At 70.1% G+C, this 12,779-nt stretch carries 10 protein-coding genes; 6 read left to right on the forward strand and 4 right to left on the reverse strand.

Annotated features, from left to right (window positions below; all coding sequences use genetic code 11):
• Window positions 1-32: 32 nt before the first annotated feature.
• Window positions 33-293 (reverse strand): hypothetical protein, encoded by a 261-nt coding sequence (locus ACRY_RS19790; protein WP_155856385.1) that lies wholly within the window; start codon window positions 291-293, stop codon window positions 33-35.
• On the opposite strand from ACRY_RS19790, the gene ACRY_RS14685 reads away from it, so the two are divergent.
• Entirely contained in the window at window positions 274-3,693 is a 3,420-nt protein-coding gene (locus ACRY_RS14685) for an indolepyruvate ferredoxin oxidoreductase family protein (protein WP_012040061.1), read from the forward strand. The two genes, ACRY_RS19790 and ACRY_RS14685, sit on opposite strands and share 20 nt — an antisense overlap.
• Here the strand turns inward: ACRY_RS14685 and ACRY_RS14690 are convergent, their stop codons facing one another.
• The 3 genes from ACRY_RS14690 to trxB all read right to left on the reverse strand — a co-directional run bounded on the left by ACRY_RS14690 (window position 3,694) and on the right by trxB (window position 6,826).
• A complete protein-coding gene (locus ACRY_RS14690) occupies window positions 3,694-4,752 on the reverse strand; it encodes an AbrB family transcriptional regulator (RefSeq protein WP_231295279.1) in 1,059 nt (352 codons plus the stop codon). It abuts the gene before it with no gap.
• Between the two features lie 150 nt (window positions 4,753-4,902).
• Entirely contained in the window at window positions 4,903-5,790 is an 888-nt protein-coding gene (locus ACRY_RS14695; RefSeq protein WP_007421320.1) for a LysR family transcriptional regulator, read from the reverse strand.
• A 64-nt stretch (window positions 5,791-5,854) separates the two neighbouring features.
• Entirely contained in the window at window positions 5,855-6,826 is a 972-nt protein-coding gene (trxB, locus tag ACRY_RS14700) for a thioredoxin-disulfide reductase (RefSeq protein WP_196796272.1), read from the reverse strand.
• A gap of 142 nt (window positions 6,827-6,968) precedes the next feature.
• Between trxB and ACRY_RS14705 the strand changes: the two genes are divergently transcribed.
• The 5 genes from ACRY_RS14705 to lpxD all read left to right on the forward strand — a co-directional run bounded on the left by ACRY_RS14705 (window position 6,969) and on the right by lpxD (window position 12,775).
• The gene (locus tag ACRY_RS14705; RefSeq protein WP_012040065.1) at window positions 6,969-7,475 is read left to right on the forward strand and encodes an Lrp/AsnC family transcriptional regulator; all 507 of its coding nucleotides are present in this window, start codon (window positions 6,969-6,971) and stop codon (window positions 7,473-7,475) included.
• A gap of 15 nt (window positions 7,476-7,490) precedes the next feature.
• A complete protein-coding gene (locus tag ACRY_RS14710) occupies window positions 7,491-8,447 on the forward strand; it encodes a cytochrome c oxidase assembly protein (RefSeq protein ID WP_231295280.1) in 957 nt (318 codons plus the stop codon).
• A gap of 134 nt (window positions 8,448-8,581) precedes the next feature.
• Entirely contained in the window at window positions 8,582-10,900 is a 2,319-nt protein-coding gene (bamA, locus tag ACRY_RS14715) for an outer membrane protein assembly factor BamA (RefSeq protein ID WP_007422944.1), read from the forward strand.
• A 4-nt stretch (window positions 10,901-10,904) separates the two neighbouring features.
• The gene (locus ACRY_RS14720) at window positions 10,905-11,684 is read left to right on the forward strand and encodes an OmpH family outer membrane protein (RefSeq protein WP_012040068.1); all 780 of its coding nucleotides are present in this window, start codon (window positions 10,905-10,907) and stop codon (window positions 11,682-11,684) included.
• Between the two features lie 5 nt (window positions 11,685-11,689).
• On the forward strand, window positions 11,690-12,775 hold the full coding sequence (lpxD, locus tag ACRY_RS14725; protein ID WP_012040069.1) for a UDP-3-O-(3-hydroxymyristoyl)glucosamine N-acyltransferase: 1,086 nt from the start codon (window positions 11,690-11,692) through the stop codon (window positions 12,773-12,775).
• The last annotated feature ends 4 nt before the right edge of the window (window positions 12,776-12,779 follow it).

The following is a 12,779-nucleotide window of genomic DNA, read 5'->3' on the forward strand; positions in this document are numbered from 1 at the left end:
TTTTGCCCCCGCGCCGCGCGGCGCGGACGAAATCACGTTTCCGTGATGATGCGGCGCGGCATCCGGGCCGCCTCGTCCCCCGCGCAATAAAATTTCGCGATCCACGCGGCGCGAGGGCAGCGGGATGGCCGCGCGGCGCCGCCGCGCGCAGCGATCGGCAAGCCGTTACGATCCGGACAAAAACCTGATTTTGCTCGCAAATTTCGATCACGCGGCGCATAGTTCGCGGCGGATAAAAAGCCCGGCGCAAAGGCCGGGCGGGGGAAATTCCGCATGAAGACCGCCGACACCATGCTCGACATCCGCTACCGCCCCGGCCCCGGACGGGTGATCCTGACCGGAACCCAGGCGCTGATCCGCCTGCTGCTGGCGCAGCGCCGGCGCGATGCGGCCTCGGGGCTGAACACGGCGGGGTTTCTCTCCGGCTATCGCGGCTCGCCGCTCGGCGCGGTGGACATCCAGGCCCATGCCGCCGCCGCGGTGCTGGCGGCGGAGGGCATCGTCTTCCGCCCCGGCGTGAACGAGGACCTGGCGATGACCGCAATCTGGGGCACCCAGATCGTCCCGCTCTTCCCCGGCGCCACACACCAGGGCGTGTTCGCCATGTGGTATGGCAAGGGGCCGGGCGTCGACCGCTCGGGCGACGCGCTCAAGCACGCCAATTACGCCGGCACCACGCGCCACGGCGGCGTGCTGGTGGTCGCGGGCGACGATCACGCGGCGAAATCCTCCACCGTCGCGCATCAGAGCGAGCCGGCGCTGATCGCCGCCGGCGTGCCGGTGCTGGCGCCGAGCTCGGTGGCGGACATTCTCGAACTCGGGCTTTATGGCTGGGCGGCCTCGCGCCATTCCGGCCTCTATGTCGGGTTCAAGACGGTCGAGGAGATCATCGACTGCACCGCCTCGGTCGAGACCGGCCTCGATGTCCCGATCATCCTGCCCGACATCGACCCCGACAGCGTCGCGATGCGGCTGCACGAGCCGGTACTTGCGCAGGAGGCGCGGGTGCTCGGCCTGCGCCGGCCGGCGCTGATGGATTTCGTCGCCGCCAACCGGATCAACCGCATCGTCGAACCCGCCCCCGGCGCGCGGCTCGGCATCGTCACCGCCGGGAAATCCTTTCTCGATGTCGAGCAGGCGCGGGCCGATCTCGGGCTCGGCTTCGCCCGCGTGCTCAAGCTCGGCATGACCTGGCCGGTCGAGCCCGGGATCGTGCGGGAGTTCGCGCGCGGGCTGGAGGAGATCGTCGTCGTCGAGGAAAAGGCGCCGGTGATCGAGGACCAGCTGCGGGCGATCCTCTACGGCATGGCCGGCGCGCCACGCATCGTCGGCAAGCGCGACGAGACCGGGGCCACGCTGTTCCGCGCCGAGAGCGACCTCTCCGCCGCCGATGTGACGCTCGGGCTCGGCCGGCGGGCGCAGCGCCTCCTGCCGGACGAGGCGCGGGAGGCGGCGCTCGCGCACCTCGCCGCGACGATCGAGGCCGGCCACGCGCTCGATTTCGGCGCCCACCGGGTGCCGCATTTCTGCGCCGGCTGCCCGCACAACACCAGCACGAAAGTGCCCGAGGGCTCGCGGGCGATGGCGGGCATCGGCTGCCATTTCATGGCGACGTGGATGGACCGCGCGACCGATGTCTATTCCCACATGGGCGGCGAGGGCGCGGCCTGGATCGGCCAGGCGCCGTTCACCACCGAGCGGCACGTCTTCGCCAATATCGGCGACGGCACCTATCACCATTCCGGCCTGCTCGCGATCCGCGCCGCCATCGCCGCCGGGGTGAACATCACCTATCGCGTGCTGTTCAACGACGCGGTGGCGATGACCGGCGGCCAGCATGTCGACGGGCCGCTGAGCGTGCCGCAGATCACCCGCGAACTCGCCGCCGAGGGGGTGAAGCGGATCGAGGTGGTCACCGACGAGCCGGAAAAATACCAGGGTGTTGCCGATCTCGCGCCCGGCGTCACCGTATCCCATCGCCGCGAGCTGGACGCGATCCAGCGCGCCATCCGCGAGATCCCCGGTGTCACCGCGATCGTCTACGACCAGACCTGCGCGACCGAGAAGCGCCGCCGCCGCAAGCGCGGCACGATGGCCGACCCGGCGAAGCGCGCCTTCATCAACAAGCGCGTCTGCGAGGGCTGCGGGGACTGTTCGCTGGTGTCGAACTGCATCGCCGTGGTGCCGGTGGAAACCCCGTTCGGGCGCAAGCGGGCGATCGACCAATCCGCCTGCAACAAGGATTTCTCCTGCGTCGAGGGGTTCTGCCCGAGCTTCGTCACCGTGCATGGCGGCGGGCTGAAGCGGCCGGAGGCGACCCGCGCCGCCCCGCCCGATGACCTGCCCGAACCCGCGCTGCCGCCGCCGGAATGGGACATGGTGGTGGCCGGGATCGGCGGCACCGGCGTGGTGACGATCGGCGCGCTGCTCGGCATGGCCGCGCATCTCGACGGCACGCCGGTTTCGGTGGTCGATGTGCTCGGCCTCGCGCAGAAGGGCGGCGCCGTGGTCTCGCATCTGCGCTTCGGGGCGGCGGCCGGGGCGGCGCAGGCGCTGCGGGTGCCGGCGGGCCGGGCCAACCTGCTGCTCGGCTGCGACGCGCTGGTCGCCGGCGAGCGGGAGACGCTCGACTGCCTCGGCGAACAGACCCGGGCGGTGGTCAACCTGCACGAGACGATCACCGGGGAGTTCACCCGCAACCCCGCCTTCTCGCTGCCGATGGCGCGGCTGCGGCAGAGCCTCGCGCGCCGGGTGGGCGAGGCGCATCTCGACACGATCGAGGCCACCGCCATCGCCACCGCGCTGATGGGGGACGCGATCGCGACCAACCTGTTCCTGCTCGGCTATGCCTGGCAGCGCGGGCTCGTGCCGGTGAGCCGGGCGGCGATCGCGCAGGCGGTGGAGCTGAACGGGCGGGCGGTCGCCCTCAACCTCGCCGCCTTCGCCTGGGGCCGCGCCGCGGCGCATGACCGCAGCACCGTTGCGGCGGTGGCGGCACCGCCGGGGGCCGAGCCTTCCGGGTTCGACGCGCTGTTCGACATGCTGCGCGACGATCTCGCCGCCTACCAGAACCGCCGCTACGCCGCGCGCTTCGCCGAGACGGTCGCCGCCGTGCGCGAGGCCGAGCGGGCGGTGCGGCCGGACTCGACGGAACTCGCCGAAACCGTGGCGCGCACGCTGCACCGGCTGATGGCCTACAAGGACGAATACGAGGTCGCCCGGCTGTATTCCCGTCCCGCATTCCGCGCCGAGCTCGCGCGCACCTTCACCGACACGCGGGATATCCGCCTGCACCTCGCCCCGCCGCTGCTCGCCCGGCGCGACAAGGTGACCGGCCTGCCGCAAAAGCGCGAATACGGCCCCTGGATGCTGAAGGCGCTGGCCGCGCTGGCGCCGCTAAAGGTGCTGCGCGGCACGGTGCTCGACCCGTTCGGCCACAGCGCCGAGCGGCGGGGCGAGCGCGCGCTGATCGGCCGCTACGAGACCACGGCGCGGCGGATCGCGCTGATGCTGGCCGAGGACAACTTCGCCGCCGCCCTGGCGCTGGCCGCGATTCCCGCCGAGATCCGCGGCTTCGGCCATGTGAAGGCGCGCAACCTCGCCGCCGCCGGGGCACGCTGGGCGGAGCGCGAGGCCGCCTTCATCGCGCCGGCCCCGGCAGCCGCGCCGCGACTGCCGGCGGCGGCGGAATAGTCAGCCGCTCAAGCCGGCACGGCGGCGCAGCAGGCGGGCGAAGAGCGGCATGGTGAACATCACCAGCACCACCCGCAGCACATGCACGGCGAGCACGAAGGTCACGTCGGTCCGGGCGGCGATCGCCATCGCCAGCGCGGCATAGATGCCGCCGGGCAGCGTGGCGAGATAGCCGTCGAAATCCGAGGCGCCGGCGAGATGCGCGAGCAGAACGCCAAGCCCGGCGCAGATCACGTTCACCAGCAGGATGAGCGCCAGCGCCGTCGGCAGCGCGCGGCCGATCTCGGCGAGCCGGCCGCGGGTGAAGCGCACCCCGGCCTGCCAGCCGATCGCCGCATAGGCGAGATCGACGATCGGGAACGGCACGCTCGCGCCGCCGGTGCGGCCGGTGAGGGTGATCCCGGCGGCGACGATCAGCGGGGCGAGCAGCGGCCCGGCCGGCATGCGGGTGAGGCGCGCCAGCACCAGCCCGGCCGGCGCGGCGATGGCGACGAGGGCAAGCCCCGCCAGCCCGGCCGGCCGCGGCGCCGCCGCCGGATGCCCGGCGGCATGAAACACGAAGGCGGCGACCAGCGGCATCGTCGCGGTGACGAAGCCGACGCGCAGATACTGCACCACCGCGACCATGCGGATGTCGGCGCCGAGTTCGGCGGCCAGCGCCACGACGGCCGAGGCGCCGCCGGTGGTCAGCGCCAGCGCCCCCGTCGTCGCGTCCACATCGCGGCGCAGCCCCATCAGCAGCCCGGCGCCGATCGAGACCAGCAATGTGATGAAGGTGACGATCACCACCGGCACCGCATGGGCGGCGAGCGCGCGCAGCGTCGAGGCACGGACCAGCGCGCCGATGACGACGCCGAGCACCGCCTGCGCCGCGAGCGTCGCGCCGCGCGGCACGCCCTCGGGCGCCAGCCCGGCCAGGGCAAGCGCGGTGGCGACGAACAGCGCCGCGAACAGCGCCGCGGAAGGCACCCCCACCCGCGCCAGCAGAAGGGACAGCGCCACGGTCGCAAGCGCGAGCAAGGCCCAGCGCGATGCCGCCGCCTGGCGCGGGACCCTCATGAACATGCCGGTAGAAACGTCAGGTCGGGTGCCATTCGCATGGCGGAAACTCTGGCACCGGGCGGAAGATCCCGCCAGTTCCCGCCTTGCGCCCCACCCATGAGGCCAGGACAATGGCCCGCCGCCCGCGCGCGGCGGGCGGCGGCGCGCTCAGCGGCGGCCGATCTCGGTGACGAGAAAGTCCCGGAAGACGGAGACGCGCTTCGAGTTCCGCAATTCCTCGGGATAGACGAAATACATGTCGATCTTCGGCGCCTTCACCTCCGGCAGGATGCGGACGAGGCCGGTGGTGTCTTCCGTCAGGTAGTCCGGCACCGCGCCGATGCCGATGCCGCTGCGGATGGCGACCAGCATGGCCTGCAGCGAGTTCACCTCCAGCGCGCCGGCGCGCTGGGCGGCGCCATCCGGCCGGCCGATGCTGGCGATCCAGTTGACGTCGGCCACCGGCGGCTTGCGGTCGCCGAACAGGATCAGGCGGTGATCGTCGAGATCCTCCGGCCGCTCGGGGGTCTTGCCCACCTCGCGCAGATAGTCCTCCGAGGCGAAGATCTGCCAGCGAATCTCGCCCAGGCTGCGCTGCACCAGGTCGGGCTGGCGGGGCGGATGCATGCGGATCGCGACATCCGCCTCGCGCATCGCGAGGTCGAGATCGACATCGTCGAGCAGCAGCGAGATGCTGACGTCCGGATACTGCTTGAGGAAGGCGCGCAGGCGGGGGGCGAGCCAGACCACGCCGAAACTGTGCGTCGTCGTCACCTTCAGCCGCCCGGCCGGGCGTTCCTTGCTCTCGGCCAGCAGCGCCTCGGTCATGGCGAGCTTGGCGAAGACGTCGCGCACCGTGCGGTTGAGCTGCTCGCCCTGCTCGGTGAGGATCAGCCCGCGCGCGTGGCGGTGGAACAGCGGCACCGCCAGCGCCTCCTCCAGCGCCGAAATCTGCCGCGACACCGCGGATTGCGAGAGGTTGAGCACATCGCCCGCATGGGTGAAGCTGCCCGCCTCGGCGACCGCGTGAAACACGCGCAACTTGTCCCAGTCCATGTGATTGCCTGTCACGGTGAGCTTCCCTTTCCCGGCCGCGTTCGGGGCCGTCTTTTATATCGTCTCATGCAGCCTGTTGTTCGATTTGCGCGTGGTGCGCAAGAAATTTCTCCGCCTCCAGCGCGGCCATGCAGCCGGTGCCGGCGGCGGTGACCGCCTGGCGGTAGACGCGGTCCTGCACGTCGCCGGCGGCGAAGACGCCGGGCACCGAGGTCTGCGCCGTGCCCGGCACGGTGCGGATATAGCCTTCCTCGTCCATGTCGAGCTTGCCGCGGAACAGCGCCGTCGCCGGATCGTGGCCGATGGCGACGAACACGCCCTCCACCGCGATCGTGCGCTCCGCGCCGGTCTTCACGTCGCGCAGCCGCGCCCCGGTGACGACGGCCGGCGTGCCCGCGCCGATGATCTCCTCCACCGTATGGTCCCAGATCACCTCGATCTTCGGATGGGCGAACAGCCGGTCCTGCAGGATCTTTTCGGCGCGCAGCGCGTCGCGGCGGTGGATCAGCGTGACCTTGGTGGCGTGGTTGGTGAGGTAGAGCGCCTCCTCGACCGCGGTGTTGCCGCCGCCGACCACGGCGACCTCGCGGCCGCGATAGAAGAACCCGTCGCACGTCGCGCAGGCCGAGACGCCGGCGCCCTGGTATTGCCGCTCGGACGGCAGGCCGAGCCAGCGGGCCTGCGCGCCGGTCGCGATCACGACCGCGTCGGCGCGGTAGAGCGCGCCGGAATCGCCGCGCGCGGTGAACGGGCGGGCGGAGAGATCGATCTCGGTGATGATGTCGTATTCGATCCGGGTGCCGACATGCTCGGCCTGGGCGCGCATCTGCTCCATCAGCCAGGGGCCCTGGATGACGTCGGCGAAGCCGGGATAGTTCTCGACATCGGTGGTGATGGTGAGCTGCCCGCCCGGCTGCAGCCCGGCCACGATCACCGGGGCGAGGTTCGCCCGCGCGGCGTAGATCCCCGCCGTGTAGCCGGCCGGCCCCGCGCCGATGATCAGCAGTTTCGTCTCGATCGTAGCCTGATCCGCCATTTCATGCACCTCTGATGCGGAGTTAAGGGCGCGATGGCGGGAATTCCACCTTTCGTCGCACCGCATTCACACTCCGAAGCAATGCAATTATATTACCCGTTTATCTCTGTCACGCGATCAACTCTTTCCACCGGTGAAATCCATGCCGCATGCCCCGGCCAGCCAGCCCCTGCCGCGTTCCGCCGCCGAGGCCCCTCCCCTCGACGACATCGACCGCCGCATCATCGCCGAGCTGCAGACCGACGGGCGGATGACCAACGTGGAGCTGGCGAGCCGCGCCGGCATCTCGCCGCCGCCCTGCCTGCGCCGGGTGCGCCGGCTGGAGGAGGCCGGGCTGATCCGCGGCTATCACGCCGAGACCGACGCGCTGAAACTCGGCTGGCAGATCCAGCTCTTCGCCATCGTCGGGCTCGACAGCCAGCGCCAGGCGGTGCTCGACGCGTTCGAGGCGCTGGTCGGCGGCTGGGAGGAAGTGCGCGAGTGCCACATGATCCGCGGCGGCGGCGACTTTCTGCTGCGCATGGTCGCGCGCGACGCCGCGCACGAGAACCAGCTCACCGAACGGCTGACCGCCGCCCCCAACGTCACCCGCGTGCAGACCCTGCAGACCATCCGCACCAGCAAGGTGCTTGCCGGGGTGCCGATCTGAGACCATACCCGGCGCATGAACACGACCCGGCATGAATTCGACCGCACCGACGCGCGCGGGCTGATCGCCATCGCCGTGCTCGGCGCCGCCCTCGATCTCGCGGAGCGGATGGTGCCCGCCGGCCTGCCCTATCTCGCGCCCTACATCTTCAACGCCCCGATCTTCGCCGGAACGCTGCTCGCCGCCTTCTGGTATGGCCGCGGCCTCGCCCGGTGCGAAACGCGGCCGGCGCGCTGGCGCATCCTCGCCTTCTATGCCGGGGTGGCGGCGATCTACTTCGTCGGGCAGACGCGGTTCGAATACGCGGCACAGCACATGTTCTTCCTCAACCGCGTGCAGCAGACGACGTTCGGCGTGTTCGCGCCGTTCCTGATCGCCTTCTCCTGGCCGCGCGACGTGCTCGCCGCCGGCGTGCCGGCCGGGCTGATCCGCCTCTGCGAGCGGCCGGCCGCGCGGGCGGCGCTGCGGGCGCTGCGCTTTCCGCCCGTCGCCATCGTGATCATGCTGGTGACGACGGATGTCTGGCTGATCCCCGGGGTGAACTTCGCCTCGATGATCAATCCGCCGCTCTACGCCTTCATGAACATCGCGATGATCCTCTCCGGCCTGCTGTTCTGGCTGGTGGTGCTCGACCCGCGGCCCCGGGCCGAGGCCGGCTATTCCTACCTCACGCGGATGGCGGCCGGCTTCCTGCCGATGTTCCCGCAGATCGCCGCCTCGTCCTACATCGCGCTGACCTCGACCAATCTCTACAATTTCTACGATCTCTGCGGCCGGCTCTACCCCTCGGTCTCGCCGATGAAGGACCAGATGCTGGGCGGCATCATCCAGTGGATTCCGCCGGGAATGCTGAACACCGCCGTGCTCTTCGTGCTGCTGCACGCCGTCCGCAAGAGCGAGGAAAGGCAGGTGGCGGACATGCCGATTCCGCCCGGCGCGCGCGTCATCGAGGCGCGATGGACCGGACGCTAGCCCGGCGCTGCCCTTGCGGCGCGGAGCGGTTGCGGCTAGGCCGCTTGTCTGTGCGGATGCGGGAGAGGCCCGCGTCCGGTTGGTGACTTCGTGTGATGGGGAGACAGTCCTTGCGGCGACTGCGGTTGGCTCTGATGACCACGGCGTGCCTCGCTCCGGTGTTCCTGGCTCCGGTCGCCCCGGCCGCGACCCTGCCGCACAGCGCGGCGGCGGCGACGGGCGGGCGCATCGCCGCCATCGAGGTGCGCGGCAACCAGCGCATCGATGCGAGCACCATCCTTTCCTACATCCTGCTCCGCCCCGGCGACCGCTTCAGCCAGCGGCGGATGGACCTGAGCCTGAAGACGCTCTACGCCACCGGCCTGTTCCACACCGTCTCGCTCACCCGCCAGGGCAACGACCTGGTGGTGGACGTGCAGGAGAACCCGGTGGTCAACCAGGTGTTCTTCCGCGGCAACTCGGTGCTGACCGACGCCAACCTGAAAAAGGTGGTCTCGCTCAAGCCCGGCTCGGTGTTCACCCCGGCGGCGGCGGCGGCCGACACGCGGACGATCCTCGACCAGTACGCCAAGCAGGGCCATTACAGCGCGACCGTTACCCCCGAAATCGTGAAGCTGCCGGAAAACCGGGTGAACGTGGTGTTCCGCTGCCATGACGGGCCGGAGACGCTGATCAGCCGGATCGACTTCATCGGCAACCGCCACTACGGCCAGACCCGCCTGCGCGAGGTGATCTCGAGCCGCGAGAACGCCTGGTTCCGCTTCCTCTCCAGCAGCGACGAATACAACCCCGAACGGGTGAAATACGACGAGGCGCTGCTCAGCCGCTTCTACTTCCACCACGGCTATGCCGACTTCAAGGTGAAGAGCGCCACCGCCCAGCTCGCGCCGGACCGCAAGTCCTTCTTCCTCACCTTCGTCGTCGACGAGGGGCCGCGCTACCACATCGCCTCGGTGAAGGTGGAAAGCAGCGTGACGAACCTTTCGGCGAAGTCGCTGCGCGCGCTGGTGCCGATCGAGAAGGGCGACATCTTCGACGGCGACGCGATCCAGACCGCGGTGAAGAACATCTCGAAGGCCGCGCAGAACCGTGGCTTCGCCTTCGCCCAGGTGGTGCCGGACGTGCACGAGAACCACGCGAACCACACGATCGACCTCACCTTCCGCGTGGTCGAGGGGCCGAAGGTCTACGTCAACGACGTGGTGATCCGCGGCAACACCCGCACCGAGGACCAGGTGATCCGCCGCCAGGTCGAACTCGCCCCCGGCGATGCCTACAACCAGGACGCGGTCGACCAGTCGAAGCAGAACCTCGAGAATCTCGGCTATTTCAAGAAGCAGGACGGGGTGAAGATCGCCACCTCGCCGACCAGCACGCCCGACCGCGTCAACCTCGATGTCGATGTCGCCGAGCAGGCGACCGGCCAGTTCTCGCTGGGCGGCGGCTACTCGACCGATCTCGGCGCGCTGGCCAATATCGGGCTGAGCCAGAACAACTTCCTCGGCACCGGCATCAGCGCCTCGATCTCGGCGCTGCTGGCGCAGAAGGGCACGCAGTTCAATCTCGGCGTGACCAACCCGTATTTCCTCGGCCGCAACCTGATCGCCGGCTTCGACCTCTTCCGCACCGACACCTACAACTCCACCGCCTACGTGTTCAGCGAGCGCTCGATCGGCGGCGACCTGCGGCTCGGCTTCCGCTACAACGACCATGTCAGCCAGGCCTTCACCTACACGCTGAGCACGCGCGACATCTACAACATCGCCAGCTCGGCGAGCCTCTACATCCTGAGCGAGGAGGGCAAGACCACGCTCTCGCAGCTCGGCACCACCCTCACCTTCGACTACCGCAACAACCGCATCGATCCCTCGAGCGGCGAGATCCTCGCGCTGTCCGGCGACTTCGCCGGTCTCGGCGGCACCGCGAAATACATCCGCCTCGAGGCGCGCGGCGCCTACTACATCCCGCTCGAGCGCTATTTCGGCGACAAGGCCTGGGTGCTGGAGTTCGACGGCCATGTCGGCAAGATCTTCGGCATCGAGGGCTACCGCACCACCCTGGCCGACCGCTTCTTCCTCGGCGGCGACAGCATGCTCGGCTTCCAGACCGGCGGCGCCGGCCCGCACGACACGCAATATGGCGACAGCATCGGCGGCAACTTCATCTGGACGCAGGACACGGTGCTGCACTTCCCGCTGCCCGTCAGCCCCGATCTCGGCGTCTCCGGCTTCGCCTTCACCGATATCGGCAGCCTGACCGGCGTCTCGCCGATCACGGTGAACGGCCAGACGCTCGGGGTCTACGACAATGCGGCCCCGCGCATCTCCGCCGGCGTCGGCGTGGCCTGGAACACCCCGTTCGGGCTCATCGACCTGTCCTATGCCCAGCCGATCAAGAAATACAAATACGACCAGGTCGAGCAATTCCGCGTTTCCTTCGGTACGAGGTTCTGATCACGTGACACGCATCGCGAAAATCCGCGCCGGTCTGGCGCTTCCGGCCCTGATCATGGCGTTCGGCGCCGGCCTCGGCGTCGGCCACGCCCAGTCGGAGAACGGCAAGGGCTACTTCATCCCGAAGCCGAAGGCCGAGGCGCCGCACACCGCCCCGATCCACGCGCCGCTGCCCAAGCCGCAGCCCGCGCCCGTCGGCCAGCCCGGCGTGCAGCAGATTCCGCCCGAGAAGCTCCCGCCCATCCCGCAGCTCGCCCCGCTGCCCAAGGAAAAGTCGCCGCCCGCCGCCGTGATGGGCGTGCTCTCGGTGCCCGACGTCATGCAGAATTCGACCGCCGCCCAGGGTGTCGAGAAGATCATCAACGCCCGGCGCAAGAAGCTGGCCGAGGAAGCCCAGGCCGACCAGAAGCGCTGGGAGCAGGAGCAGCACACCATCACCGCCGAGAAGGGCAAGCTCTCCAAGGCCACGCTCGCCGCGCGCGAGCAGCACCTGCAGGCCGAGATCGAGCAGGCGCAGGTCGACTTCCACAACCGCAACGTCGCCATCGAGCTCTCGGCGCGCAAGGCGCTCGGCAAGATCGAAAGCTCGCTGATCGCGGTGATCCGCCAGGTGTCGCAGGCGCACGGCATGAACCTGGTGCTGCACCGCTCGCAGGTCGCGCTGAACGTGAACGCCTTCGACATCACCAAGGAAGTCACCGAGCAGCTGAACAAGATCCTGCCTTCGGTCGCGGTGCCGCCCTCCGTGGTGCCGAACCTGTCGAAGGGCGAGAAGAAGAAGTAGGCCGGATGAGCGGCACGGCGGACCCGCGGCCGGGCGACCCCCGCTTCTTCGCCCGTCGCGGCCCCTTCACGGTGGCGGAGCTTGCCGCCGCGACCGGGGCCGAGCCGGCCGGCGACGCCGCGCGCGAGCTCACCGGCGTCGCCCCGCTGCAAACCGCCGGCCCCGCGGATGTCAGCTTTCTCGACAACCGCAAATATCTGCCCCTCCTCGCGGCGACGAAGGCCGGCGCGGTCATCCTGCGCGGCGACATGGCGGCCACTTCCCCCGCCGGCGCCGCCACGCTGGCCACCGACGCGCCCTACGAGGCCTGGGCCAGGGCCTGCGCCCTGTTCCACCCCGCGCCCGAGGCGGTACCCGGCATCCACCCGAGCGCGGTGATCGCCGACGCCGCGAAGATCCACCCCTCGGCCGAGATCGGCCCCTTTGCGGTGATCGGCGCAGGCAGCCGCATCGGCGCCGGCAGCCGCATCGGCCCGCACGCCGTCATCGGCCCCGGCGTCGAGATCGGCGCGGGAACCAGCGTCGGCGCGGGTGCCAGCATCGGCTTCGCCCTGATCGGCGACCGGGTGACGATCCACCCCGGCGTGCGCATCGGCCAGGACGGGTTCGGCTTCGCGACCACGAAACAGGGGTTTCTCTCCGTCCCGCAGCTCGGCCGGGTCATCATCGAGCACGACGTCGATATCGGCGCGAACACCACGATCGACCGCGGCTCGGCGCAGGACACCGTGATCGGCGCCGGCACGCGTATCGATAACCTCGTGCAGATCGCCCACAACGTGCGCATCGGCCGCTGCTGCGTGATCGTCGCGCAGGTCGGCATATCGGGCTCGACCACGCTGGAGGATTTCGTGGTCCTCGCCGGCCAGGCCGGAATCTCCGGCCACGTCACGCTCGGCAAGGGCGCGCGCATCGGCCCGCAGGCCGGCGTGATGTCGGACGTGAAGCCGGGGATCGACATGCTCGGCAGCCCGGCCCAGCCGGCGAAGGACTTCATGCGCGAGGTCGCGGCGGTGCGGCGCTTTGCACGGCGCGGCGGTTTGAGGCATTCTCCGGCCCAATCGGAGCCGGAGCGGGATGCGGAATCCTGACCGG

Source organism: Acidiphilium cryptum JF-5 (assembly GCF_000016725.1).
GTDB lineage: Bacteria > Pseudomonadota > Alphaproteobacteria > Acetobacterales > Acetobacteraceae > Acidiphilium > Acidiphilium multivorum.